We start from the raw sequence: 22,747 nt of genomic DNA, 5'->3' as shown, positions 1-22,747 counted from the left end.
TGCGGAACAGCCGCCGGGCCTCGTGGCGTTCGGATGCCTGACGGTGAGACATCGGTCTCGGACGCACGGAGGGGCGGGCAGACGGACGGGAGGAAGGGCGGAGTCAGAAGTCACGGGGCTTAAGGCCGGCCAGGCCCGTGTCCCGCATGATGCGCTCGATCGTCTCCGGCAGGGAGCTGTCGGCGCCGATGACCGTCTCCGCTCCCCCGGGCAGCAGGTCGCGCTGCCGGTACCACTCCCGCAGGTCGGCCTCGCTCACGTGGCCGGCGATCGGCTTGGTCGCGTGGCGGGCGAGGGTCTCGTCGAACGGCACGTCGAGGTAGTAGCCGCAGGTGGGCCCCCGGTGGTCGGCGCTCAGCCGGGCCAGCATGTCCCCGTAGCGGTCGGCGTACAGGATGCCCTCGACGATCACGTGATAGCCGGCGTCCAGGGCATAGCGGGCCACCATGTCGATCAGGCCGATGTTCGCCGCTCCCGGCCGGTCCCGCTCACGCAGCACGACACGGCGCAGGTTGTCCTGTTCCACGAGGGCCAGCCCACGGCCGAACCGGTCGCGGACACCCGCCGCGACGGAGGACTTGCCCGAGGCGCTGTTGCCGCGCAGCACCACGAGTCGGGTCTGTTCGGTACCGACTCCCATCTGGTGCAGGGTACCGGCAGCGCCGTCCGAGTCCGGGGGTCACCAGTCGACGTGTGCGGTGATCCATGCGGCCAAGCCGTCTTCGTCGCCCGCCGGGGGCAGTTCCGGACCGCAGCTGAGTGGGGTGCAGGACAGTTGCAGATGGGTGAGGTAACCGTACGGGCCGTTGTCGGCCGACGGCCCGACCACGAGGACGTGAGTGGGCGTGCGCCAGATGCGATGTGTCAGCGCGGGCCCGGTGACGACGGTGGCGGACGACACGACCGTCCGTGCGGCGGCTGCGCCCAGGCACTCGGTCACCGCCTGTGCCGCCTGGGCGAGGACGGCCTCGCAGTCCTGGTCCGTGCACGGTTCCTGGGTGGTCCAGCCGGGCAGTTGCCGCCAGCCGTCCAGATAGCCGGACAGCCACGGGCCGTTGGCCATGGACTCATCGTCCGGGTCGACGGGGTACATCTCGCCGAAGACGAGGAAGTACCGTGCGTCGAGGCTTCCGAACGGGCTGAGGCCGTCACTGCACAACACATGCTGGTCAGCGGTACGGAAGGAGTCGCAGACCAGTTCGTGCTCCCAGTTCCAGCCGCGACGCGCTGTCTCCTCGTCAACGGCATCCACGTCTTCGGGAACGTACGGCACGAAGGGCAGCGCGACGAACTCGGCAACGGCCTCGACGGTCAAGGGGCGGTGTGCGAGGACGTGTACGGGTATCGGCATGTGGATCACTCTAGAAGCGGCGGCGGACGACCTCCCCGTGCCCCGTCAGAGGAGCCGGGCCAACTCCTGTGCCAAGGGCTCCAGTATGTGTGGTGAGTAGGGCAACGGCAGGTAGACAATCGCGAGTTCGGCGCCCTCGGCGGCGAAGGCGGCAGCGCCGGCGGCGGCTTCGGCCGGATCGTCGGTGAAGCGGACCTGGGCCGAGAGGCGGATCTCCGCGGGATCGCGCCCGACACGGTCACAGTGTTCGAACAGCACCTCGCGTGCCCTGCGGAACTGTGCCGGGGTCCCGGTGTCGAAGTTCCAGTGCTGGGCGAACCTGGCCACCGTGCGCAGCGTGCGTTTCTCCCCGCTGCCGCCGATGCACAGCGGTGGATGAGGGCGCTGAACGGGCTTGGGGTTGCAGCGCGCGTCCGACAGCTCGTAGTAGGCGCCCTTGAAGGTGGTGGTCCGCTTGGGCCCGAGAAGACCGGTGAGCACCTCGCAGGCCTCTTCGAAGCGGTCGCTCCGCTGTCGCGGCGTGCCGAGCTCGATGCCGTACGCGCGCGACTCCTCCTCGTTCCACCCCGTCCCGATGCCGAGTTCCAGCCGTCCGTGGGAGATGACATCGAGTGTGGCGGCCATGTTGGCGAGGATCGCCGGGTGACGGTAGTGGATACCGGTCACCAGGGTGCCCAGCCGCAGCCTCCGGGTGGCCTGGGCCAGTGCCGCCAGGCTGATCCAGCCCTCCAGTCGGGGTGTCGCCGCGTTCGTGCCGTGCATGGCCTGGAAGTGGTCGGAGGTCCATCCGGACTCGAAGATCTCGATCTCGTCGGCCGCACGCCATACATCGAGCATGGCCTCCCACGAGGTGCCCTGCGGCGATGTCTTGAAAGCGAAGCGCATCGCGTCAACTTAGCTCAGGGGTAAGGCCGTCGAGGTGTGTTGAGTAGGCGTGGCCGCCTGCGGCATGGCCGTCCTGGACGCCGCCATGTCGCCGGACGCCACCGTCGGGGCGGACCGGAACTAGGCCACCGCTTCCCGGTCCGCCCGGACGCGGACGCACGCACACACCTGGCCGCGACCGGGAGGCCGAGCGCCATGCCGCCGGTGGCGACGCCGTGACCGTCACCGCTCGCCTCCCCGGCGAGCGGCCGGTCGCCCCGTAGGGTGGGTCCGTGACCGGCGAGACTGATCTGCAGACACTGCTCAGCGGCATGCGTCCGGAACTGAATCCGGGACGCTATGTCTTCACCATGGCGGAGGGCGGCGTGCCATCCGGTGTCACCCCGGTGGTGACGGTGGCCGAACAGGAGGGCCTGACCCTCGTCGTGCCCCAGGCGGAGGCGGACGCGGCGGGGATGGCGTACGACTATGTGGCCGGATGGATCACTTTGCGGGTGCACTCCGCGCTGGCCGCGGTCGGGCTGACCGCCGCTGTCTCCCGCGCCCTCGCCGACGCCGAGCTGAGCTGCAACGTCGTCGCCGGCTTCCACCACGACCACCTCTTCGTGCCCTACGAGCAGGCCGAGGAGGCCATGGACGTCCTGCGGCAGCTGGCCCGCGACTCTTCCTGACTCCCTCGAGGACGGCGTCGAAGCGGCCCAGGCAGGGCAGCCACGCCGGTGCGTGGCGGCACTGTCCTCGACGCCCGGCCACCGCGGTCGTACCCCTTCGCGTAGCCGGGGCGCGGCGCCATCGTGCGGCGAAGGGCGAACATCTGGTACCGGGGCGCGGTGTACGAGGTCGAGGCCGACAACCGTCCGCGCCGGAAACCGGAGCGGCTGCGGATCGTCGAACGGCGGGCGGGAAGCGAACCGGCGGTACGGCTGGAGCACGTCCTCGGAGACGAAGGTACGGTCACGGTCGTGGCGGGCGTGCTCCACGGCGCGGCGCGCCCTGTCACCGCCGAACTGCAGGGATCCGTACGGGTACCTGGCCGCTGGGCGTCTCTGCGGCAGGCGCACGGTGACGGCCGTGCGATCTGCGGGCGTGGTGGGAGGCGGCCGCGGGACGGCGCCTCTCCGGCACGCCGTTCGAGGCACGCCTGGGGCACCGACTCCGCGAGGCCACGCTGTGGGCGGTGCCCCGGCCGCGCGGCGAAGGCCGCTGGGAGGTACGGCTCGTCGTGCTGCTCCGTGGTCGTTCCCTCCTCCACCCCGTCGCCGCGGTCGGTCTCCTGCTGTTCCGAAGCCGCGTCCACGGCCAACGACAGCTCGATGCCGGCTCCTCTGTGCGAGGACGGGGCCGAGCATCTGCGGCACACGGAACCGTACGGGGCCGCGTACGCAACTGAGGCGCACCGTGGGGATCATGCTTCTCGACGTCGTCCGCTGAGGCGGGCACCCGATCACCGGCCGCCTTGACCTTGCCCCCAGGGGCAGGGTTTAGCGTCTGGGTGAGGTGAACGGCATGAGGATCAGTGAGCTGGCGGGTCGGGCCGGGGTGACGGCGAAAGCGGTGCGGTACTACGAGTCGCTGGGGCTGATCGCACCCGAGCGCCTGCCCAATGGCTACCGGGACTACGGCGAGGACGACGTACGCCTCGTGCGGGAGATCAGGACGCTCCACCGGCTCGGTATCCCCGTGGAGCGCACGCGGCCGTTCCTCGAGTGCCTGGCGGCCGGACGGGCACACGCGGACGACTGTCCCGCCTCCCTCGCCGGGTACCGCGAGGCCATCGACGAGCTCACCGAGCGCATCGAGTCCCTGAGCGCCCGCCGCGCGAGGCTGATCGCCAACCTGAACGCCGCCGCCCAGCGGGGCAGCCGCGCCGTACCGCCCGGGGAAAGAGGCACCGGACGCATGGACTACCTCACGCTGCCGGCGGACCTGCCCGTCCCCGAGGACGACGGCGCGGCGGACCACCTCCCGGGCATGGAGGTACCGGGCCTCGAGCTGCTCGACACAGCGGGCCGAACGGTCCGCCTGGACGCGCTCGGGCCCCGGCGCACGGTCGTCTACGTCTACCCCCTCACCGGCCGCCCCGGCACCGACCTGCCGGAGGGCTGGAACTCGATTCCCGGAGCCCGTGGCTGCACGCCCGAGTCATGCGGCTTCCGCGACCACTTCCACGACCTGCTCGAAGCCGGCGCGGGCCGTGTCCACGGGCTGTCCAGTCAGGACACCGACTACCAGCGCGAGGTGGTGGAGCGGCTGGGACTGCCCTTCGACATGCTCTCGGACCCCGCCCTCGGCCTTGCCGACACGCTCGGTCTGCCCACGTTCGAGGTCGAGGGGATGCGCTTGTTCAGGCGCCTGACGCTCGTCCTCCGCGCCGGTGTGATCGAGCATGTCTTCTACCCGGTCTTCCCGCCGAACGGGCACGCCCAGCAGGTGCTGACCTGGCTGCGCGGGAACCCTCTGTAGGCACCGGCACCGGCACCGGCACCGGCCCTCGTGCCCGTCCCGGGCCGTAAAACGGGTGGAATGCCGGGTCCGGCGGCGCGACACTCCGTAGGTCGTGCGTGGACGCCGTACAGGGAGGACCGAACGGATGAGGACGACCCGGCTGGGGCGCAGCGCGGTGGAGGTCACGGAACTGGGCTTCGGTGGCGGTCCCCTGGGCGGCCTCTTCGCACCGCTCGACGACGACACCGCCACCCACACGCTGGCGGCGGCCTGGAGTTGCGGCATCCGCTCCTTCGACACGTCACCGCACTACGGCATCGGGCACTCCGAGCGCCGCACCGGCGAGTTCCTCAAGGGCGTGCCCCGGGACGAGTTCACCCTCTCGACCAAGGTCGGGCGGCTGCTCGTGGAGCAGGACCCGGCCGGGCGCGAGGACCTGCCCTTCCACGTGCCCGCCACCCACCGCCGTGTGTGGGACTTCTCCCGCGACGGTGTCCTGCGCAGTGTCGAGGACTCCCTCGCGCGCATGGGCGTGGACCGCATCGACCTGCTGTTCCTCCACGACGCCGAGGAGCACTTCGAGGACGCGCTGCGCGACGGGTACCCGGCGCTGGCGGAGCTGCGTTCGCAGGGTGTCGTGGGCGCCGTCGGCGCGGGCATGTACCACCCGGGCATGCTGACCAGGCTGGTCGAGGAGACCGATGTCGATGTGGTGATGCTGTCCGGCCGTTACACACTGCTGGACCACAGCGCGCTCGACGACCTGCTGCCCGCCTGCACCGAACGCGGGGTGTCCGTCCTCGCCGCCTCGGTCTTCAACTCCGGCCTGCTCGCCACGCCCCGTCCGGCCGAGGGAGCGTCCTTCGACTACGCCCCGGCCTCACCGGAGATCCTCCGGCGGGCACGGGCGATCGCGGCCGTGTGCGAGGCACACGGTGTGACGCTCCCGCAGGCGGCGATGGCGTTCCCGCTGCTGCATCCCGCGGTCGCCGGCATCGTGGTCGGGATGCGTTCGCCGGAGGAGGTGCGGGACAACATCGCCGCGTTCCGGTCGGACGTCCCGGGTCAGGTGTGGTCCGACCTGGTCGCGGCCGGTCTCCTGGACGAGCGGGCACCGGTGGGCGCCTGAGCGCCGAGGGATGCGTCGTGCGCCTCCAGCGGCTGCTGCTCCTCGTTCGCGCTTTCGGCGTGGGGTGCGGGCACATGGGCGGACACGGGGTCGCGGACCATGACCACATCCACCGGATCCCCGCTCTCGACAGCGAAGCCGTGCCGCTCGTAGAGCCGTTGTGCCCGGCTGCCCCGGAGCACGATCAGCCGGACCCGGGTGCCCTCGCGGTCGCACCGCTCCAGCAGCAGCCGCAGCACGGCCGATCCGACGCCTCTGCCCTGCAGGCTCGTGTCCAGGTAGAAATGCTCCAGCCAGTGGGTGTCCACGCCCAGCCGCAGCGCCACGCAACCGGCCAGAGCACCGCCCGCCTCGATCACCCAGGTGTGCTCCGGTGCGAACCCGTCCCGCAGCCGCTGCCGCACCCGGTGTTCGTCGTACCGCCCGAGACGCTCCAGATCCGCTCTGAGCACCACGGCCCTCAGCTCGGCCACCGCCTCGACGTCCGCCGCCGACGCGGGACGTATCTCCCAGTCCGCCATGATCGTGATGCTACGCGGCGGGATTCGCCCGGCTCCGGGGCCCGACGGTTTCACGGTCCGTGGGTGGCCGTTTCGCGCAGGAACGTGGCGGTGGTTGCCACGAACCGGTCGGCGTCGTCCAGCCATGGGAAGTGTCCCGCTCCGGGCTGTACGACGAGTTCGGCCTTCGGGAAGAGGGCCGCGAACTCGGCTGTCGCGGGCGGCGGGGCACCCGGGTCGACCTCTCCGGCGAGCAGCAGAACCGGTGCCTCGAACCGGGCGAGCGCGGCGCGGGTGGCATCCGGATCGAACGCGCCCTCGGCGCCGAACGCGGCCACCACGTCCCGGTTCAGCTGTTCGTCCTCCGCTGCCTTGTGCGCCTGGGCCACCTGGTTCCAACGGCCGTAGGAGAACGGCGCGATGGCCCGGAAGTTCTCGGCCGTGGCCGCGCCCGTCCCGATCGCTTCCAGGGCCGCGAACGCCGCCGGGAACCACGGCTCGTCCCGGCGGGGCCGTACGGTCTCGCGCCGGAGCCGGTCGGTGATGGTCAGGCCGACTGCCCGGACGCTCGGTGTGATGAGCGCGAGCTTGCCGATGCGTTCGGGGTGCCGACTCAGGTACTGCACGGCCAGATTGGCTCCGGCGCTGTGTGCGAGCAGGTCCATCCGCTCCAGGCCAAGATGCCGGCGCAGGGCCTCCACGTCGTCTACGAGCCGGTCACAGCGGCAGGCCGCGAGGTCCCGGGGTACGGCCGACCGCCCGGTGCCCCGCAGGTCCAGCCTGATCAGCTTCCGGTGCGCGGACAGTCCTCCCAGGTCGCCCAGGTACGTCGACTGCTGCGGGCCGCCGGGCAGGCACACCACGGGTGCGCCGTCCCCGGAGACACGGTAGGCGAGTTCGGCGCCGTCGTACGCAGTGAAGGATCCCATCACGGCATGATGCCGGGGGAATGTCCGCTCCCGCATCCCGATCTGCTCCGGCAGGAGACATCGGAAGAGTGACATGGAGGGAGAACGGCACACCACCGGGCAACGCACAGGGTTCACTCGGTGGAAACCCGCCGGTCCATCCGTATCATCCATGTGTCGGGGGACCCGCAGGACAACTCCCGTTCCCCGCCTGCCGCGACCGGAGGCGATGGGAGCGCACCAGAGTCACGATAGGAGCCACAGATGCCTGAGCCCACCGCCCCCGTCACCGAGTTGACCTCGCAGTACGTCAGCCAGGTGACCAACGACCTCGAGCACAACGTCAAGGAACAGGAACGCATCACCGTCGAAATCGCGGCGCTTCAGGAGCAGTTGGCCGCTCTGCAGCACGACCAGACGATCCTGGTGAACATGCGGCAGGCGCTCGGTGTCGCGACGTCGGTCAGCACCCCCGCCCCGACCGAGGGCGCCGTGGTGCCCGCCCCGCGCAAGAAGACCACCACCGCCTCCGAGACGCGCCGGACGCCGAAGAAGGCGGCCCCGGAGCAGTCCGGGCGCGGGAAGCAGCAGCCCGCCAAGAAGCCCGAAGCGACGAAGTCCCCGGCGGCGAAGGTCTCCCCGCCGAAGGCCCCGGCGAAGAAGGCGACGGGTCAGGCCGCCCAGCCCACGCTCATCGAACTGGTCCGCCGCCATCTCGCCGAGCAGCAGGAGCCCCGCTCCGCGGCGGAGGTCTCCGAGGCGCTCGGCAAGGCACATCCGGACCGGGAGATCCAGACCAAGGTCATCCGCACCACCCTGGAGAACCTCGTCGCCCGCAACGCCGCCCAGCGCACCAAGCAGGGCTCGTCCGTCTTCTACACCCTCGCCACCGCAGCCGAGTCGGCGGCGGCGAACGCGGAGGAGTCCCGGCCCGACGCTGCCGAATGAGCCCTGGCGACCTCGCCCCGTCCTGCACCGACAAGAGTCGGCGCGTTCCGGACGGGGCGACCCGGCACAGCTGACGTGCGGTGGGTTCCACGGCTCACAAACCGGCCATGGACCTCTGTCGCGTCTGGTCGAACTCGGCCACCGGGTTGCCCCCGGCCTGCCAGGGCCACGCGGTGACGACGCCGCCGATCTGCTCGAAGACGGCACGCGCCTCGGCGCGCCGGTCCGCGGCGACCAGCGAGTAGGCGAGGACGTTGAGGTCTGCGAGCGCCTTGGCGTGACGGAGGAACCCCGGCTGGATCCAGGTGTGTACCGCGCGGTCGAGGGCCTGCGTGGCCATGGCATGGGACCAGTGGTTCCGTGCCACCAGCGCCTCGAGCCCGCCGCGGTTGAGGATGGCGTGGTACTGGTGGACCTGAGCGGTGAGTTCGGTCCCCACACACGCCGCGTTGGCGGGCATGCGGGCGCGCAGGGTGTCCACGAACTCCAGGACCTGGATGCGCGACCCCGCCTCGTCCGGGCTGAGGTAGGCCAGCATGTTCAGGTAGGCCTCGCGGTTCCAGCGATCGCGTGCGAGCACCTCGTTCCACACCCCGAAGACCTGCGACTGCTCCCGGCGTTCCAGGCGTGCCACCGCGAGGAGGGCCACCCAGGGCGTGGGGTCCTCGGGGGCGAGTTCGGCGGCGCGCAGACAGGTCTGGACGGTGCCGGCGGGGTCTTCCAGGCGCCCCTGTGCGCGGCCCTGCGCGACCTGGGTCCAGGCGTGCAGGACGAGTGCGTCCACGCTGCGGGGCTCGCGCGTGGCCCAGGACCGGGACAGATGCGAGCCGGAGAGGTATCCCGCCAGGACGTCGATGCGATGCCCCCGGCGGTCCCAGTCGCCGGACTCCTGCTCCAGGAGGCGGGACATCTGCGCCACACACAGGTCGCTGGTCGCGATGGTGCCGGTCCTGGTGGTCGCCACGAGTGACTTCAGCAGCTTGCCCAGGTCCTGGTCGTCGAGCTCGGGAGCAAGACGGACCCTTCTGCGGCGACTGGAGAGAAATGCCATGCCCGGAGGCTAGGGCGGATCGGTGGGCGCGCAAGGGTTGGGACCGAGATCGTTATGGTTTACACGTACAACTTGCTTATACAACTTGCCTATATTGCGGTCCATGCCCGAGATACAGCCGGTCCGTCCGGCTCACGCCCCCGCGCTGTTCGCGTTCGAGCAGGAGAGCCCGGGATACTTCGCCGCGTCCGTCCCCGACCCGGGGCGATGACCATTTCGCCCGGTTCGACGAGCGGCTGCGTGCCCTGCTCGCCGAGGGGGCCGGCCTCTGCTACGTCCACGTGCTGATGGGCGCCGGAGACGAGGTGCTGGGCCGGATGAATGCCGGTGGATGTCGCGGACGGCGCCGCCGAACTCGGGTATCGCATCGCAGAACGTGCCGCGGGCCGGGGCCCGCCACCTGGGCCGTGCGGGAGATCTGCGGCCTGGCCGCCCACCGCTGCGGACCGACGGCGCTGCGTGCCGCGACGACCCTGGACGATGCGGCATCGCGGGCCGTCCTGGCCCGTTCGGGGTGCGCCGTCGTCGGCGAGACCCGGCTCTCCGGGCGCCCCGGTCTGTCGTACCTGCGCAGTCCCGCGGATCCCACCGCTCCGCCGGGTGCCACGACCGGCCAGTCGCGGAGCGGGCAAAGGATCAGTCCGGTCGCAGGGATCCCTCGGCGGCTTCGCCGGTGTGCAGCGGTACGGCGAAGAAGGCCGGCGCCGCGCAGGCCGCCACGCCCGCTGCCGTGGCCAGTGTGCCGGGAACCGACCAGGTCGCCAGCGGGCCTGCGACCGCCGCGCCCGATGCGAAGGCGGTGATCTTCAGGCTGGCGCCCGTGGTGAAGATCTGGCCGCGCAGACGGGGCGGAGCCTCCCGGTGGCGTATCGCGAACAAGGCGGTGAGCTGCGGCCCGTCACCGATGCCGGTCAGCAGCAGGGCCAGGACGAGCACCGCCGGGCGGCCTGTCGCCGCCAGGGCGAACGCGCCGGCCTGGACCAGGGCGCCGGCCCAGATGATCGAGTCGGGGGCGACGCGCCGCGGGAACCGTGCCAGTACGGCGTTTGCCGCCAGGGCCGAGACGGCCGCACAGGACAGCAGCAGCGCGCCGCGCCCCGCTCCGCCGAGGACACGCTGCCCCAGCATCGGGACGCAGGCCGTCAGCATGCCCTGCGCGGCACAGCACACGACCGAGGCGAGGGTCGCCCGGGCCAGCCGGGGTTTCCCCACGATGATCCGCGTTCCGGCGACGAGGTCACCGATGAGCGCAGCGGGCCGTGGTTCCGGCACCCGCGCGGAGCGCGCCGGCAGCATCCACGCCGCGGGTGCCGCGGAACCGATGAGCGCCGCCGCCACCACGACGGCCGTCGACGCCCCCAGCACCTCGGCCAGGGCACCGGCGAGGACCGGACCGGACAGGCTCGCCATGCCGAAGGTCATGGCGTCGAGCGCGTTGGCCCGTGACAGCCGCCCCCCGACGGCCACCCTCGGCAACTGGCCCGTCCAGCCGCCCGACAGTGCCGGTCCCAACAGCCCGGTCAAGACTGCGATCAGCACGGTGACGCCGAGCGGAAGCCGGCCGAGTCCCACGAGGATCACCGCAAGGCCGGTCGCGTACAGGACGAGCGCGGCGGCCAGCAGCCGTCCCGGCCGCTGTTGTCTGTCGAGCACCGCCCCGAGCACGGGGCCGCCTGCCGCCGCCGCGGCCGTGATGCCCGCGAGCAGCGCCGAGGCTTCGGCGGCCGAGCCGGCGACCGCGTATCCGCACAGCATCAGCGCCGGTCCCGACATCTCGTCCCCGACGCGGGCCACGACCGCGCCCGCGAAATAGCGGGCCATCACATAACGCCTTATCACCGGAATGACGTTACGGAGGTAACTCAAAACTCCGCAATATGCGTTACAGTGCACCGGTGTCCCCCAGCATCGATGCCGACGGCGACTGGTCCACCCGGCACTCCGTCCTGACCATGGCCCGCCGCACCGCCGCTCTCGTCAACGCCCTCGCTGAGGACCGCCCCGACCCGGGCCGGGTGGCGGAGGTGCTCCTCGCCCATGGCGAGAGGGGTCCGGTGGACCTCACCTCCCGGGATGTCTCGGAGATGCGCGAGGCCGCGGGCCGCGTGCGGGAGGTCTTCGCCGCCGAGCACGCCGGCGAGGCCGCCGTCGTCCTCAACCGCCTGTTGGGCGAGCACACCGGGCCGCTCCGCCTCACCTCACACGGTGGGGCCACACCCTGGCATCCCCACCTCGACCGAGACGACGACGCTCCCTGGGGTGAGTGGCTCCTCGCCTCGTCCTGCCTGGCCCTGACCGTTCTGGTCTGGGACCGCCAACTCCCGCCCGGCAGGATCTGTGCGTCGGCAGCCTGCCGGAACGTCTTCATCACCCAGGGGCCCGGCCCCGAACGCCGCTACTGCTCCCGGCGCTGCGCGACCCGCGAACGCGTCGCGGCCCATCGGCGCGCCCGCTCCACGGCATCGCCCGGGTGACCGATCTGCCCGTGCACGTCGCACCTGTTCGTCACGGCAGCACGCGGGTGAGCCGCACCGACTCGGTGCCGTCGTCGGTGCCGACCCGAACACGCTCGAAGCCGGGCTTCTCCAGCCCCTGGAACGCCGTTCCAGGCCCGCACCGTCGCCCGCAGCCGTTTCCGCCCGGTCGCGACAGCGGCGTCCAGCACGTCGGAGACCGCCTCGATCGCGCAGCAGCATCGATACCACGGCGGAACAACTCGTAAGCGATCTCGGGCTCGTCGGGGGGCGCGGACCCCGGCGAGCCCGCAGCGGCGACGAGCGCCCGATACGCCTCGGCATCCGCATCCGCATCCGTCGACGGCCTCGGGATCAGAGGAGACGTTTCGTGTGGAGCAACGTGGGCTTGTACGCGCCCAGATCACCGCCTCCCCCCTGCGCGCCACCACCGAGCAGCTGACCGGACTTCCCCCCGGCGCTGGTCATCACCGGCGAGGCCGACGTGCTGCGCACCGAGGGCGAGGCCTACGCCAACAAGCTGCGCGAGGCCGCAGTGCCGGTCACCGCCCTACACTTCCAGGGCATCATCCACGACTTCGTCATGCTCGACGCCCTGTGCAAGACGCATGCGGCCCAGGCCGCGATCGACCCGGCCGCCCGCACCCTCCGCTCGGCCCTGCACACCGCCTGAGGGCACGGTCACCACGGTCCGGCTGCTACGTGCGCCTGCCCCCGCACACCGACCAGACCTCCCGTAGCAGGGCCGGGTAGTCCTCGCCGTACGTGGCGACGCCCGCGTACACCGCGTCGAGAGCCGCCCGCAGCGGGTCGGGCTCGGCGACGGCGAGCAACGCGGGAACGGCCATGTGCGGCTGCGAGACGGGCAGGGAGGGTCCCGGCTCGCCGATCGTGACCCACACGGTGTACTGCGTCGCTCCCGTGGGCTCGGGCAGCGGCGGTGCCGGCGACGTCGGCGCCGTTGCCCAGTCGGCCGCGGGACCGCACGCTGTCGCCTCGGCCACGGGAATCGGCAGGGACACCTCGTCCCAGGCCGGCGCCGGAGCTTCGAAGGGCGGGCGCTCGGGCGGCACGGCCCGGCCGACGGTCCGGTCCGGGACCCGCGGGTCGGCGTCGAGGGCCCGCCACACGTGGTCCTCGTCGTCGAGCGGCGGTGGCAGCGGCCGGCCCTCGGCGACGGCCGCGAGGCCAGCGGCGATCCAGTCCAGCTGTGCGAGACCCGCCGCCTCGCACGCGCGGCGCGCGGCCAGCAGGGCCACGGCACGCTGTGTGACAGGGCCCGCCGCATCTACGGCGTGCACGAGCGCCGCGTCGAAGTCGAGCAGACCGCGCACGTTTCCGTCGACGTCGCGCAGCGCCTGGCTCGGCGCCCGGCCGCCCCACTCCCAGCGTTCGTAGGCCAGTTCGCGTTCTCTCTCCTGCTGTTCCTGCGCGAGGCGGGCCTGGCGCAGGGTCTCGGCGCGTTCGGCCGGTGTGGGAGGCGGTGGCAGCCGACGGGCGTAGTCGTGCCAGTACACAGCCGTCCTCGAGCTCTGTCTCACGACACGGTCCGGCACGGGCGGCGCGGGCCAGAACTGCAGCAGATAGCAGTCCAGTTGTGGCTCACCGTCGAGACGGGTGTCCTCGTCGCTCGCCGCGTCCATGCCCTTGGCGCAGTAGCGGACCCGGTAGTCGGTCTTCTCCAGGTCCAGCTCCCAGGAGCCTTCGCCTCCCCACAGCACGAGCGCGGTGCTGTCCGAGACCGGCCGGAAGGACACCTCCACGACATCCTCCCAGTCCGGGTCCAACGGCGGTGCCTCGTCGTGCACTTCGGCGGTGAAGCCGACGTCACCCGTATGAAGTCCCGTCGTCAGCCACAGGGTCCCGGGGATCGCCGCGCCGCACAGCCCTGAGCACTGGCCGGCGAACGCCTCCGCGAGGTCCGGGCCGTAGCTGTCCGGATCGCTCTCGACGTAGAGCTGGCCGTAGTGGACATGGACTTCTCCTTCGACCGGCCTGCGCACCACCATTACCCCCATCGCATCCGGAAACGGGCCGTGTTCCGCACACTACGGCCCGCCACTGACAACGCCGTCCTCCGGGACGTCAGCTCGAGGTCCGTTCGCCGCCAGCCTCCAGCGCGCCTCGCCGGTGAGATGGACACATGACTTCACAGGCAACCCTTGACGGTAGGAAGGCCCTGGTCACCGGCGGCAGCCGGGGCATCGGCGCGGCGACGGCGCTGCGCCTGGCGCGGCAGGGCGCGGATGTGGCCGTGACCTATGTGCACGGGAAGGAGGCGGCGCAGGACGTGGTGCGGGCCGTCGAGGCGCAGGGTCGGCGGGCGGTGGCCCTGCGCGCCGACGCCGCGGACGCGGAGGAGGCGGCGGGCGCGGTGGGACGAGCGGCCGAGGCGCTCGGCGGCCTGGACATCCTCGTGAACAACGCGGCCCTCGGGCTGATGCAGCCGCTGGAGAGTCTCTCGCTCGCCGACGTGGACCGCCTGATCGCCGTGAACATCCGCGGGATGTTCCTGGCCGCCCAGGCCGCTGCCGTACTCATGGCGCCGGGCGGCCGGATCATCACCGTCGGCAGCTGCATCACCCACCACACGCCGGGTCCCGGCGCCACCCTGTACGCGATGAGCAAGTCGGCGGTGGTCGGGCTGACGAAGGCGCTGGCCCGTGAGCTGGGCGGGCGCGGGATCACGGCGAACGTCGTGCATCCGGGCCCGACCGACACCGACATGAATCCCGCGGACGGTCCCTTCGCGTCCGCCCAGGCGGCGATGACCGCCCTCGGCCGCTTCGGCACGGCCGAGGAGGTGGCCTCCGCGGTGGCCTGCCTGGCGGGGCCGGAGGCGGCGTACGTGACGGGAGCGGAGCTCTCCGTGGACGGCGGGTACGCGGCGTGAGCGAGCGGGGCGTACCGTGTTCTCGGGCCCGGTTCGCCCCGCCCCGCACGGCCCGGGTCATGTCCCGTGCAGTCGGCGTACGTCGTCCTCGTCCCACTTCCTGGTGTCGCGCGGCTGGGTGTAGGGCTCGGCCCCGGGCGGAAGTCCGCCGGCGATGGCCCGCTGGCGCACGGTCTCCGCGTCGAACTCCAGGCCGAGCAGGATCGCCAGATTGCTGATCCAGAGCCAGACCAGAAAGACGATCACGCCCGCCATGGTGCCGTAGGTCTTGTTGTAGGAGGCGAAGTTCGCGACGTAGAAGGCGAACCCGGCGGAGGCGATCATCCAGATCGTCAGGGCGAGGACGCTGCCCGGGGTGATCCACCTGAAGCCCTTGACCCTGGCTTTCGGCGTCGCCCAGTAAAGGATCGCGATCATCACCGTGACCAGCAGGACCAGCACCGGCCACTTCGCGATCGACCACACCGTCAGGGCCGTGTCGCCGACGCCCAGCGCCCGGCCCGCGTGCCGGGCCAGGCTGCCGGTGAAGACGACGATGAGGGCGCCGGTCACGGCGAGCAGCATCAGCACGACGGTGAGGGCGATCCGCACCGGCAGGACCTTCCACACCGGGCGGCCCTCCGGCATGTCGTAGACGGCGTTGGCGGCGCGGATGAAGGCGGCCACGTACCCGGAGGCCGACCACACCGCCAGTACGATGCCGACGACAGCCATCACCGAGCCGGTGCCGGCGTGGTGCTGCAGCTGCTCCACGGCCCTGGTGAGGATGTCCCGGGCGGAGCCGGGCGCGAGGTGCCTGAGGTCGGTCAGCACCTTGTCGGTGACCGACCTGCCGACGATGCCCAGCAGCGAGACCAGTACCAGCAGCGCCGGGAACAGGGCGAGGACCCCGTAATAGGTCAGGGCGGCGGCCCGGTCGGTCAGCTCGTCGTCCTGGAACTCGCGCAGCGAGCCCTTCAGCACGGCGCCCCAGGCCCGCTCGGGCAGCTGCGCGGGGGTGTCGGGCGCGGCCCGCTCGACCCTCTGGTCGGGCCCGGCCTCCTCCGGCGCCGGCACACGCGGCCGCGGGGCGTCGTCGCGGTGGCGGTGGTCGCGGCCGGGGAGACGCAGTTTCGGCATACCGGGCTTCGGCATACCGGCCGGGTAACCCGGGCCCGCGGTCTCACGCAGGCGGGTCCACCGGATTCGGACGCGCGTCCCCCGGCGGGCTGGGTACTGCGACCGAGAGGTCCGGCGTATGCCCCGCACACCTTCGAGACGACTCGGGTGCCGTGGACACGACACAGGGGTGGACGGCACCGAAGTGGAGGTGACGATGGGGTACGACGAGTTCCTCGCCCGGGTACGCGAGCGCGGCGAGTACGACAGCCGGCTCGCAGCGGCGGAGGTCACGCAGGCCGTGCTGAGTGTGCTGGCGCAGCGGATCAGCCCTGGGGAGATCGACGACCTCGCCTCCCAGTTGCCCGGCCCCCTGGGTCCCGGTCCGGCCGACGCCGAGCAGGGGCAGCCGGAGGGCTTCGGGATCGAGGAGTTCCACCGCCGGGTCGCCGAGCGGATCGGCGGCAGGCCGGGCACGGCCCGGTGGGACACCGGCGCGGTCCTGACCACGGTTGCCGACAGCGTCAGCGGCGGAGAGCTGAACCATGTCCTCAGCCGGCTCCCGTCGGGCTGTGCCACCCTGTTCGGCAAGACGGAACTGGCGGACTGAGAGCGGCACCCTGCACCGTCGTCGGGGCATGTCCCCCCTGTGATTGACCGCGCCCCCGGGGTGGGTTTTGATGTGGCGCATGCCGGGTGCAGCGCAGACGGGTGCAGCAGGGAACGGGGCCGATCCGGTCCTGGCCTTCGCCACGCAGGAGGCCTGGGAGAAGTGGCTGGAGGAGCATCACGCCGGCGTGCGGGGCATCTGGCTGAAGATCCCGAAGGCAGGCTCCGGGCAGGAGGGCGTCGACTACGCGCGAGCGCTGGAGTCGGCGCTCTGCTTCGGCTGGATCGACGGGCAGAAGAAGAAGCTGGACGAGCGGCACTGGCTGCAGCGCTTCACCCCTCGCCGGCCGGGCAGCAAGTGGTCGAAGGTGAACCGGGAGAAGGCCACCGAGCTCATCGAGCGGGGCCGGATGCGACCGGCCGGCCTGCGGGAAGTGGAGAAGGCCACGGCGGACGGCCGCTGGGAGGCGGCGTACGAGGGTCAGCGCACGGCGACGGTACCCGATGACCTCCAGGCGGCCCTGGATGCCTGTCCCCAGGCGCGGGACTTCTTCGCGACGCTGGACGGCCGCAACCGGTACGCGATCCTCTACCGCGTCCAGGACGCCAAGAGGCCGCAGACGCGGGCGGCGCGCATCGAGAAGTTCGTCGCCATGCTCGCCGCGCAGCAGAAGCTCCACCCCTGATATCCGGGCCTGGGCCCCCACCGCTTCCGGTCCCGGGCGGTGCCGAAGAGGCGATGTGTGGAACGCACTTGCTTCAAGCGCACTTGAACGTCCTAGCGTGTCCTGCATGACGGTGATCGACAGCACCCCCGTGACATCCTCGTCCGTGGACGCCTGCGCGCCCGCGGTGCCGGAGCCGCCTCGGCCCGATGGCCTGGACCGCTACACCATCAGGGAGGTCGCGGCGCTCACCGGGCTTCGCCCGCACACGCTGCGCTGGTACGAGCAGATCGGCCTGCTGCCCCAGGTGGAGCGGTCGCACGCCGGCCAGCGCCGGTTCGACAACCGCGACCTGGAGTGGCTCGCGTGTGTGAGCAAGCTGCGGCTGACCGGGATGCCGGTCGCCGAGATGGTGCGCTACGCCGAGTTGGTCCGCCAGGGAGCGGAGACCTACGAGGAACGGCAGCGGATGCTGGAGCGGACCCGGCACGAAGTCCTCGCGCGCATCGCCGAGTTGCACGACACACTCACCGTACTCGACACCAAGATCGACTTTTACGCGGACGCCCGCCGGGCGTCGGAAAGGGCCTGAGCGCCATCATGGGCAACACCATCGAACAGATCCGCAAGGTCGAACTGGGCACCGGCGGCCCCCTCGTCGGCGTCCAGGGCTTCGGCGCCATGGGCATCAGTGCCGCCTACGGGCAGACCGACGACGCCGCGGCCCGGGACACCCTGGAGGCCACCGTCGAGGCGGGTGTCACCCTGATCGACACCGCCGACATGTACGGCGTCGGCGCCAACGAGGAGTTTCTCGCGCCGTTCGTGGCAGCGCACCGCGACGAGATCACCCTGGCCACGAAGTTCGGCATCGAATACCGCGCGGACGACCCGGGTTACCGTGCGGTCCGCAACGATCCCGGCTACATCAAGAAGGCCGTCGAGGCGAGTCTGCGCCGCCTGGACGTCGAGGTCATCGACCTCTACTACATGCACCGCCGCGATCCCGGGGTCCCGCTGTCCGAGTCGGTCGGAGCCATGGCCGAGCTGGTCCGGGAGGGCAAGGTCAAGCACCTCGGGCTGAGCGAGGTCACCGGTGCGGAACTGCGCGAGGCGCATGCCGTGCACCCCATCGCGGCCGTGCAGACGGAGTGGTCGCTGTTCAGCCGGGACGTGGAGCGCGGTGTGGTGGGCACTGCCGCCGAGCTGGGGGTCGCCTTCGTGCCGTACTCGCCGCTCGGCCGGGGCTTTCTGACCGGCTCCTTCTCCGACGCGAGCAAGGAACTGTCCGGCAGCGACTTCCGGCAGCTACTGCCCCGTTTCACCGGCGACAACGCCAAGGCGAACGCCGCTCTGCTCGCCCCCCTGCACAGGATCGCGTCCGATCACGGGGCCACCACGGCGCAGATCGCGCTGGCCTGGGTGCACCAGCGGGCCGAGGTCCACGGCCTGACCGTGGTGCCGATCCCCGGCACCCGCAAGCGTGGCCGCCTGCTCGAGAACGCCCGGGCCGCCCGGATCACGCTGAGCGCCGACGAACTGGCCGTACTGGAGCCTATCGCCGGGCAGGTGGCGGGCGAACGCTATGCGGACATGTCCCTCACATCCGCCGCCCGGGAGTCCCGGGCGTAGCGTGCGCCCATGGAGCAGATCTTGGTGGTGGGGATCAGCGGTGCAGGAAAGCCCACGCTGGCCCGCAGTGTGAGCGGTGTACTAGACCTTCCCTGCCACGAGATGGACGCGCTCCACTTCACCGGACCCGGGGGGCCGTCAACTCCGGCTTCGCCGGGGAGGTGTCGCGCCTCGCGGCCGGGCCTCGTCGGATCGTCGACTCGCTCGGCTACCCGAGGTCCGTGACCTGCTCTGGGGCCGCGCCGACACCGTGACATGGCCGGACTGTCCCAGACGCGTGATCATGCCGCGCGTCCTGCGCAGGTCCCTGCGGCGCACGGTGACCCGTGAGGTTCTCCTCGGAGGCAACAGGGAGACCTGGGCGGGGTGGCTGAGCAGGGAGCACCCGGTCTGGTGGGCCTGGTCCCAGCACGCCGCCAGGCGCCGCGAGATCGAGCACCGCACCCGCGATCCGCGCTTCGCTCCGCTCGACACCCTCCGCTTCCGCCATCCCGACGACACCGCCGCCTGGCCGGCATCCCTGGGAGCGGACAGGACACCTGTACGGCGGAGCGGGAGACCGTGAAGCCGGGAGCGAGGAGAGGTGCCCGGAGTGGTCGATCGGGTCCCGGGGAGCGTTGGCTCGAGGTCGGATCCGTTGGGTCCACGCAGGTTCGAATCCTGCCCTCTCCGCACTGCCGATGCCCGGTCAACGGCCTCCGCCCGCCCCGGAATCACGCCGGGACGGGCGGAGGGCAGCAAGTGGGTCACACGGCTCGGCGTGGCCCTCAGTGGCCGTCGGCGAACCGTTTGAAGGCGGCCTTGGTACCGGAGCCGGCGATGCCGTCGATGGGGCCGGGGTAGCCCCAGTACTGCTTCAGCAGGCGCTGCAGGCCCTTGACCGTGCCCTTGCCGACGACGCCGTCGATCGGGCCGGTGTACCCCCAGTACTGCTTCAGGCAGCGCTGGAAGGCCTTCCAGCTGTTGGGGCCGAGCTGTCCGTCGATGGAGCCGGTGTAGTGCCAGTACGTCTTCAGCCAGCGCTGGACCTTCTTGGCCTGGGTGGCGTTCAGGCCGAGGTTGTTCACCGCCTGCGGCGTGACGGCCTCGCCGGCCAACGCCGGGTGGGCCGACGCGGGAGCGGCGACGCTGGTGCCCGCGGCGGCGAGGCTGCCGGCGGCCAGGGCCACGGCGGTCGTGGCGGTGACGAGCGCCTTGGCCAGGATGTTCGTTCGCATGGTGTTCCCCCTGGTAGTCGAGTGCCTCTCGGCACGCCACACAAGGTATGCGCCGGCGCTTCCGCCGTCGCCAACCCGGGAGTTGACTCCCGGCTCCACCGGCGGCGGTAGGACGGCGCGCCGTACAACCTGCGCGGTATCCGGGAGGGGCACTCCGTCCGCCGCCGGGCGTCACACGGCGGCCGTCAGGTGGGAGGACGTGTGGCCCGGCGCGACGTTGGCCATCACGGTGGCGGTCACCGCGCCGATCGCGGACACGACCCGTACGTGCCCTTCGTCGTCGGTTTCCGGATCTGCGGATCGAGGGCCTCCGGCAGCGTGAGTCCTGTCGATCCTGATCGCCGCGGCTGCAGCCCTCGTCCTGGGTATCGGTGCGGGTGTCCTCGGCACCCGCGCCTACGACCGCAAGGGCCTGGCCCGGCACCACGGCACGCCTGCGGAACAGACCGGCTGCCCGGACCCGACGCCCAGGCGCCGTGGCCGCTGATACGCCCCGACGGCGGGTCACCGCGGGGACGCGGCCCGCACCCCCAGGTGGCGCAGCGCGGCCGCCGCGGCTCCGGCGCCGCACATACCGTGCGTGCCGGCACCGGGCGGGGTCGCCGCCGAGCACAGGAACACGCCCGGCAGGCCCGTCGAGTACGGCTCGGTGGTCGGGCGGGGACCCAGGAGGAGCTGAGGGACCGTACTGGCCCCAGTGATGATGTCGCCGCCGGTGAAGTTGGGATTGGCGGCGGCGAACCGGGCGGGCGAGGTGGCCCGGCGGCCCACGACGCGGTCGCGGACACCGGGGGCGAACCGCTCCAGCTGACGGAGTACCGCGTCGGTCGCGGACACCGGGGGCGAACCGCTCCAGCTGACGGAGTACCGCGTCGGTCGCGTCCCCGTCGTAGCCGTACGGGACATGGGCGTAGGTGTAGACGGGGTGGATGTCACCCGCGGAACGGGAGGGGTCCGCCAGGTACTGCTGGCCGACCAGCACGAAGGGGCGTTCCGGCATGCGGCCGGCCGCCACGGCCCGCTCCGCGTCGGCCACCTCGGCGAGCGGGCCACCGAGGTGCACGGTGCCCGCCCGGCGTGCGTGTGCGTTCGTCCAGGGCACGCCGCCCTCGACGGCCAGGTCGAGCTTGAAGACGGCGGGGGCCCGCCGGAACCGCCGGTACGCACGGCGCACCCGGGCCGGGAGCCGGTCGCCGTAGAGGGCGACGACCTGGCCGGGGTCGAGGTCGAGGAGGGTCACGTCGGCGGGCGGCAGCTGCCGGTGGTCGGTGACCCGCACGCCGGTGTGGACGCTGCCTCCGTGCAGGCGCAGCACGCTTTCCATGCTGCGGGCGATGGACTGTGAGCCGCCTTCGGCCACGGCCCAGCCGGCGGCATGCCCCGCGGTGAGGATGCCGAGCCCGATGGCCGAGGTGAACGGCAGTGACAAGGGACGGAAGGCGTGGGCCGCGACGCCCGGCCACAGGGCCCGCGCCCGCGGGGTGGTGAAGAGGCGGGCGAGGAGGGAGGCGGGGAGGGTGGTCGGCAGGCCGAAGCGGGCGAGCAGCAGCGGGTGCGAGGGGATCCGCGGCAGGGGGCCCATCACATCGTGGGCCAGGGCGTCCCAGTGACGTACCGGGGTGGTGAGGAGTGCGCGGTACCGGTCACCGTCCGGACCGAGCATGCGGGCGGTGTCCGGCACGGAACGCAGCAGGACGCCGGCGCTGCCGTCGTCCAGCGGGTGCACGCAGTCGATGTCCGGCAACAGCCAGCGCAGCCCGTGCCGTTCGAGGCCCAGCGCGCGCAGCGCCGGGGAGCTGACGGCCATGGGATGGATGGCCGAGCAGTGGTCGTGCACGAGTCCTGGCAGGATCGCCTCGTGGCTGCGGGTGCCTCCCCCGACCTCGTCCGCGGCCTCCAGGAGCCTGACCTGCAGGCCTGACCTGGCGAGGAGGGCAGCGGCGGCGAGGCCGTTGGGTCCGCCGCCGACGACCACGGCGGAGGTCATGTGACGCACCTCGATGCGGTCGGGGCCGACACTGCGCGCGGTGACGTCATCAGTCTCATGTGTCCGAGTCTGGCGGTGCACCCGCCCGATGTGCCCATGTTTCCGGCGGGGCACACGAGAAGGGCGCCGGTCCGCGATGGTGCCGGCGCCCTTCAGGCCCGTACGTGTCCGTCCGAGTCCTCAGGACTGGGGCCGTTTGCCGTGATTGGCGCGATGGTTGCGCCGCGACTTCTTCTTCCGGCGTCGCTTCGAGGACATGGAGACCTCCTGGGGGAGAGGGAATCAGGCATGGAAAAATACCTGAAAACACCGTATATCGGGACAGCGGGCGCCTCCACCGCAGCCGCCTCGCCGACCCCGAGCGCGGGACGGCACGACCTCGGGCACTCGTTGATACGATGCGAAAAATGCCCGACTCGTCAATGTTTCTCCCCTCGACCAGAGGAGCCGGAATGACCGGTGACCCGGAGCCGATCAGTGCCGCTGCCCGCCGCGCGCTGGAGCAGGAGCTGGCCGACCTGCACGACGAGCGCCGACTCGTCGCCGGAATCCTGCAGGACCGCACGGATGTGGGCGACCAGGCCGACCAGGCCGAGCAGTTGCAGCGCGCCAATCAGCTCGATCGCCTGGACCGTCGTATCGGGGCCATCACCGAGCGGCTGCGCCAGGCGGAGGTGGCCGGTCCTGCCCCCACGGACGTGGTCGGCGTGGGCAGCACGGTCACCGTCCGCTTCCCGGACGGCTCGGTGGAGACGCTCCAGATCGGCGAGGTCGCCGAGGCCCTGGACCAGAACCTGGTCACCTCCGACAGCCCGCTCGGCCGCGCGCTGCTCGGACACCGTCCCGGTGACTCGGTCGACTTCGTCACGCCGGACGGCCCGTCGAGCGTGGTCGTGGTGTCGATCGGGGAGCAGATCGAGCACGGGTGAACAGTGCGGGGGAGCGCTCCTCAGCC

24 protein-coding genes and 4 pseudogenes are annotated in these 22,747 nt (G+C 71.8%); 16 read left to right on the top strand and 12 right to left on the bottom strand.

Features of this window, described 5'->3' with window-relative positions; genetic code table 11:
- Positions 1-103: 103 nt before the first annotated feature.
- From ACWGJ5_RS03115 to ACWGJ5_RS03105, 3 genes are read right to left on the bottom strand one after another with little or no spacing between them, the layout of a single operon-like run.
- The gene (locus ACWGJ5_RS03115) at positions 104-640 is read right to left on the bottom strand and encodes an AAA family ATPase (RefSeq protein WP_453308038.1); all 537 of its coding nucleotides are present in this window, start codon (positions 638-640) and stop codon (positions 104-106) included.
- Positions 641-679: 39 nt separating this feature from the next.
- The gene (locus ACWGJ5_RS03110) at positions 680-1,351 is read right to left on the bottom strand and encodes a hypothetical protein (RefSeq protein WP_453308037.1); all 672 of its coding nucleotides are present in this window, start codon (positions 1,349-1,351) and stop codon (positions 680-682) included.
- 45 nt (positions 1,352-1,396) lie between these two features.
- Positions 1,397-2,236 carry an LLM class F420-dependent oxidoreductase gene (locus ACWGJ5_RS03105; protein WP_453308036.1) on the bottom strand — a complete coding sequence of 280 codons (840 nt, stop codon included), beginning with the start codon at positions 2,234-2,236 and terminating at the stop codon, positions 1,397-1,399.
- Between the two features lie 272 nt (positions 2,237-2,508).
- Between ACWGJ5_RS03105 and ACWGJ5_RS03100 the strand changes: the two genes are divergently transcribed.
- From ACWGJ5_RS03100 to ACWGJ5_RS03090, 3 genes are all read left to right on the top strand, one after another.
- Complete coding sequence (locus ACWGJ5_RS03100; RefSeq protein WP_453308035.1) at positions 2,509-2,907, top strand: ACT domain-containing protein; 399 nt, start codon at positions 2,509-2,511, stop codon at positions 2,905-2,907.
- Between the two features lie 835 nt (positions 2,908-3,742).
- A complete protein-coding gene (locus ACWGJ5_RS03095; protein WP_453308034.1) occupies positions 3,743-4,699 on the top strand; it encodes a MerR family transcriptional regulator in 957 nt (318 codons plus the stop codon).
- A gap of 127 nt (positions 4,700-4,826) precedes the next feature.
- Positions 4,827-5,810: an aldo/keto reductase gene (locus ACWGJ5_RS03090; RefSeq protein ID WP_453308033.1), complete on the top strand. Its 984-nt coding sequence runs from the start codon at positions 4,827-4,829 to the stop codon at positions 5,808-5,810.
- On the opposite strand, the gene ACWGJ5_RS03085 is transcribed toward ACWGJ5_RS03090, so the two are convergent.
- Both ACWGJ5_RS03085 and ACWGJ5_RS03080 read right to left on the bottom strand, forming a co-directional pair.
- The gene (locus tag ACWGJ5_RS03085) at positions 5,747-6,331 is read right to left on the bottom strand and encodes a GNAT family N-acetyltransferase (protein WP_453308032.1); all 585 of its coding nucleotides are present in this window, start codon (positions 6,329-6,331) and stop codon (positions 5,747-5,749) included. The two genes, ACWGJ5_RS03090 and ACWGJ5_RS03085, sit on opposite strands and share 64 nt — an antisense overlap.
- 50 nt (positions 6,332-6,381) lie before the next feature.
- Positions 6,382-7,239 (bottom strand): alpha/beta fold hydrolase, encoded by an 858-nt coding sequence (locus ACWGJ5_RS03080; protein WP_453308031.1) that lies wholly within the window; start codon positions 7,237-7,239, stop codon positions 6,382-6,384.
- A 243-nt stretch (positions 7,240-7,482) separates the two neighbouring features.
- Here ACWGJ5_RS03080 and ACWGJ5_RS03075 point away from each other — a divergent pair, with 243 nt between their 5' ends.
- Positions 7,483-8,166 (top strand): hypothetical protein, encoded by a 684-nt coding sequence (locus ACWGJ5_RS03075; protein WP_453308030.1) that lies wholly within the window; start codon positions 7,483-7,485, stop codon positions 8,164-8,166.
- A gap of 94 nt (positions 8,167-8,260) precedes the next feature.
- Here ACWGJ5_RS03075 and ACWGJ5_RS03070 read toward each other — a convergent pair whose 3' ends face one another.
- Entirely contained in the window at positions 8,261-9,217 is a 957-nt protein-coding gene (locus tag ACWGJ5_RS03070) for a hypothetical protein (RefSeq protein ID WP_453308029.1), read from the bottom strand.
- A gap of 103 nt (positions 9,218-9,320) precedes the next feature.
- On the opposite strand from ACWGJ5_RS03070, the pseudogene ACWGJ5_RS03065 reads away from it, so the two are divergent.
- Positions 9,321-9,804: pseudogene (locus tag ACWGJ5_RS03065) on the top strand (GNAT family N-acetyltransferase); the annotation flags it as partial.
- A 49-nt stretch (positions 9,805-9,853) separates the two neighbouring features.
- Here the strand turns inward: ACWGJ5_RS03065 and ACWGJ5_RS03060 are convergent.
- Positions 9,854-11,038: an MFS transporter gene (locus ACWGJ5_RS03060; RefSeq protein ID WP_453308028.1), complete on the bottom strand. Its 1,185-nt coding sequence runs from the start codon at positions 11,036-11,038 to the stop codon at positions 9,854-9,856.
- 56 nt (positions 11,039-11,094) lie between these two features.
- On the opposite strand from ACWGJ5_RS03060, the gene ACWGJ5_RS03055 reads away from it, so the two are divergent.
- Together ACWGJ5_RS03055 and ACWGJ5_RS03050 are read left to right on the top strand one after the other, a co-directional pair.
- Complete coding sequence (locus ACWGJ5_RS03055; RefSeq protein WP_453308027.1) at positions 11,095-11,691, top strand: CGNR zinc finger domain-containing protein; 597 nt, start codon at positions 11,095-11,097, stop codon at positions 11,689-11,691.
- A 393-nt stretch (positions 11,692-12,084) separates the two neighbouring features.
- A pseudogene (locus ACWGJ5_RS03050) lies at positions 12,085-12,364 on the top strand (alpha/beta hydrolase fold domain-containing protein); the annotation flags it as partial.
- A 25-nt stretch (positions 12,365-12,389) separates the two neighbouring features.
- Here the strand turns inward: ACWGJ5_RS03050 and ACWGJ5_RS03045 are convergent.
- Positions 12,390-13,700 (bottom strand): hypothetical protein, encoded by a 1,311-nt coding sequence (locus ACWGJ5_RS03045; protein ID WP_453308026.1) that lies wholly within the window; start codon positions 13,698-13,700, stop codon positions 12,390-12,392.
- A 134-nt stretch (positions 13,701-13,834) separates the two neighbouring features.
- Here ACWGJ5_RS03045 and ACWGJ5_RS03040 point away from each other — a divergent pair, with 134 nt between their 5' ends.
- A complete protein-coding gene (locus tag ACWGJ5_RS03040; RefSeq protein ID WP_453308025.1) occupies positions 13,835-14,584 on the top strand; it encodes an SDR family oxidoreductase in 750 nt (249 codons plus the stop codon).
- Positions 14,585-14,641: 57 nt separating this feature from the next.
- Here the strand turns inward: ACWGJ5_RS03040 and ACWGJ5_RS03035 are convergent, their stop codons facing one another.
- On the bottom strand, positions 14,642-15,703 hold the full coding sequence (locus tag ACWGJ5_RS03035; RefSeq protein ID WP_453308024.1) for a YihY/virulence factor BrkB family protein: 1,062 nt from the start codon (positions 15,701-15,703) through the stop codon (positions 14,642-14,644).
- A 196-nt stretch (positions 15,704-15,899) separates the two neighbouring features.
- Here ACWGJ5_RS03035 and ACWGJ5_RS03030 point away from each other — a divergent pair, with 196 nt between their 5' ends.
- From ACWGJ5_RS03030 to ACWGJ5_RS03005, 6 genes and pseudogenes are all read left to right on the top strand, one after another.
- Positions 15,900-16,292: a DUF2267 domain-containing protein gene (locus ACWGJ5_RS03030; protein WP_453308273.1), complete on the top strand. Its 393-nt coding sequence runs from the start codon at positions 15,900-15,902 to the stop codon at positions 16,290-16,292.
- Between the two features lie 79 nt (positions 16,293-16,371).
- A complete protein-coding gene (locus ACWGJ5_RS03025; RefSeq protein ID WP_453308023.1) occupies positions 16,372-16,977 on the top strand; it encodes a YdeI/OmpD-associated family protein in 606 nt (201 codons plus the stop codon).
- Positions 16,978-17,083: 106 nt separating this feature from the next.
- A complete protein-coding gene (locus ACWGJ5_RS03020) occupies positions 17,084-17,548 on the top strand; it encodes a MerR family transcriptional regulator (RefSeq protein WP_453308022.1) in 465 nt (154 codons plus the stop codon).
- An 8-nt stretch (positions 17,549-17,556) separates the two neighbouring features.
- The gene (locus tag ACWGJ5_RS03015; RefSeq protein WP_453308021.1) at positions 17,557-18,588 is read left to right on the top strand and encodes an aldo/keto reductase; all 1,032 of its coding nucleotides are present in this window, start codon (positions 17,557-17,559) and stop codon (positions 18,586-18,588) included.
- A gap of 283 nt (positions 18,589-18,871) precedes the next feature.
- A complete protein-coding gene (locus ACWGJ5_RS03010; protein ID WP_453308020.1) occupies positions 18,872-19,153 on the top strand; it encodes a hypothetical protein in 282 nt (93 codons plus the stop codon).
- 12 nt (positions 19,154-19,165) lie between these two features.
- Positions 19,166-19,260 (top strand): annotated as a pseudogene (locus ACWGJ5_RS03005).
- 95 nt (positions 19,261-19,355) lie between these two features.
- Here ACWGJ5_RS03005 and ACWGJ5_RS03000 read toward each other — a convergent pair.
- Positions 19,356-19,805 (bottom strand): peptidoglycan-binding domain-containing protein, encoded by a 450-nt coding sequence (locus ACWGJ5_RS03000; RefSeq protein ID WP_453308019.1) that lies wholly within the window; start codon positions 19,803-19,805, stop codon positions 19,356-19,358.
- A 504-nt stretch (positions 19,806-20,309) separates the two neighbouring features.
- Positions 20,310-20,711 carry a hypothetical protein gene (locus ACWGJ5_RS02995; RefSeq protein WP_453308018.1) on the bottom strand — a complete coding sequence of 134 codons (402 nt, stop codon included), beginning with the start codon at positions 20,709-20,711 and terminating at the stop codon, positions 20,310-20,312.
- 19 nt (positions 20,712-20,730) lie between these two features.
- Here ACWGJ5_RS02995 and ACWGJ5_RS02990 point away from each other — a divergent pair, with 19 nt between their 5' ends.
- Positions 20,731-21,150 (top strand): hypothetical protein, encoded by a 420-nt coding sequence (locus ACWGJ5_RS02990; protein WP_453308017.1) that lies wholly within the window; start codon positions 20,731-20,733, stop codon positions 21,148-21,150.
- Here ACWGJ5_RS02990 and ACWGJ5_RS02985 read toward each other — a convergent pair.
- Positions 21,094-21,792, bottom strand: a pseudogene (locus tag ACWGJ5_RS02985) (phytoene desaturase family protein); the annotation flags it as partial. The gene ACWGJ5_RS02990 and the pseudogene ACWGJ5_RS02985 overlap by 57 nt on opposite strands.
- Before the next feature lie 452 nt (positions 21,793-22,244).
- Here ACWGJ5_RS02985 and ACWGJ5_RS02980 point away from each other — a divergent pair.
- A complete protein-coding gene (locus ACWGJ5_RS02980) occupies positions 22,245-22,721 on the top strand; it encodes a GreA/GreB family elongation factor (RefSeq protein ID WP_453308016.1) in 477 nt (158 codons plus the stop codon).
- Positions 22,722-22,747 lie beyond the last annotated feature (26 nt).

It is taken from the genome of Streptomyces sp. NPDC054783, from assembly GCF_053611725.1.
This window is presented reverse-complemented; position numbering and strand designations above follow the sequence as displayed.

Excerpts from the sequence above, each read along its gene's own strand:
- ACWGJ5_RS03115 (WP_453308038.1), bottom strand. The coding sequence starts at position 640 with ATGGGAGTCGGTACCGAACAGACCCGACTCGTGGTGCTGCGCGGCAAC.
- ACWGJ5_RS03110 (WP_453308037.1), bottom strand. The coding sequence starts at position 1,351 with ATGCCGATACCCGTACACGTCCTCGCACACCGCCCCTTGACCGTCGAG.
- ACWGJ5_RS03105 (WP_453308036.1), bottom strand. The coding sequence starts at position 2,236 with ATGCGCTTCGCTTTCAAGACATCGCCGCAGGGCACCTCGTGGGAGGCC.
- ACWGJ5_RS03095 (WP_453308034.1), top strand. The coding sequence starts at position 3,743 with ATGAGGATCAGTGAGCTGGCGGGTCGGGCCGGGGTGACGGCGAAAGCG.
- ACWGJ5_RS03090 (WP_453308033.1), top strand. The coding sequence starts at position 4,827 with ATGAGGACGACCCGGCTGGGGCGCAGCGCGGTGGAGGTCACGGAACTG.
- ACWGJ5_RS03085 (WP_453308032.1), bottom strand. The coding sequence starts at position 6,331 with ATGGCGGACTGGGAGATACGTCCCGCGTCGGCGGCGGACGTCGAGGCG.
- ACWGJ5_RS03080 (WP_453308031.1), bottom strand. The coding sequence starts at position 7,239 with ATGGGATCCTTCACTGCGTACGACGGCGCCGAACTCGCCTACCGTGTC.
- ACWGJ5_RS03075 (WP_453308030.1), top strand. The coding sequence starts at position 7,483 with ATGCCTGAGCCCACCGCCCCCGTCACCGAGTTGACCTCGCAGTACGTC.
- ACWGJ5_RS03070 (WP_453308029.1), bottom strand. The coding sequence starts at position 9,217 with ATGGCATTTCTCTCCAGTCGCCGCAGAAGGGTCCGTCTTGCTCCCGAG.
- ACWGJ5_RS03060 (WP_453308028.1), bottom strand. The coding sequence starts at position 11,038 with ATGGCCCGCTATTTCGCGGGCGCGGTCGTGGCCCGCGTCGGGGACGAG.
- ACWGJ5_RS03055 (WP_453308027.1), top strand. The coding sequence starts at position 11,095 with ATGCGTTACAGTGCACCGGTGTCCCCCAGCATCGATGCCGACGGCGAC.
- ACWGJ5_RS03045 (WP_453308026.1), bottom strand. The coding sequence starts at position 13,700 with ATGGTGGTGCGCAGGCCGGTCGAAGGAGAAGTCCATGTCCACTACGGC.
- ACWGJ5_RS03040 (WP_453308025.1), top strand. The coding sequence starts at position 13,835 with ATGACTTCACAGGCAACCCTTGACGGTAGGAAGGCCCTGGTCACCGGC.
- ACWGJ5_RS03035 (WP_453308024.1), bottom strand. The coding sequence starts at position 15,703 with ATGCCGAAACTGCGTCTCCCCGGCCGCGACCACCGCCACCGCGACGAC.
- ACWGJ5_RS03030 (WP_453308273.1), top strand. The coding sequence starts at position 15,900 with ATGGGGTACGACGAGTTCCTCGCCCGGGTACGCGAGCGCGGCGAGTAC.
- ACWGJ5_RS03025 (WP_453308023.1), top strand. The coding sequence starts at position 16,372 with ATGCCGGGTGCAGCGCAGACGGGTGCAGCAGGGAACGGGGCCGATCCG.
- ACWGJ5_RS03020 (WP_453308022.1), top strand. The coding sequence starts at position 17,084 with ATGACGGTGATCGACAGCACCCCCGTGACATCCTCGTCCGTGGACGCC.
- ACWGJ5_RS03015 (WP_453308021.1), top strand. The coding sequence starts at position 17,557 with ATGGGCAACACCATCGAACAGATCCGCAAGGTCGAACTGGGCACCGGC.
- ACWGJ5_RS03010 (WP_453308020.1), top strand. The coding sequence starts at position 18,872 with ATGCCGCGCGTCCTGCGCAGGTCCCTGCGGCGCACGGTGACCCGTGAG.
- ACWGJ5_RS03000 (WP_453308019.1), bottom strand. The coding sequence starts at position 19,805 with ATGCGAACGAACATCCTGGCCAAGGCGCTCGTCACCGCCACGACCGCC.
- ACWGJ5_RS02995 (WP_453308018.1), bottom strand. The coding sequence starts at position 20,711 with ATGTCCCGTACGGCTACGACGGGGACGCGACCGACGCGGTACTCCGTC.
- ACWGJ5_RS02980 (WP_453308016.1), top strand. The coding sequence starts at position 22,245 with ATGACCGGTGACCCGGAGCCGATCAGTGCCGCTGCCCGCCGCGCGCTG.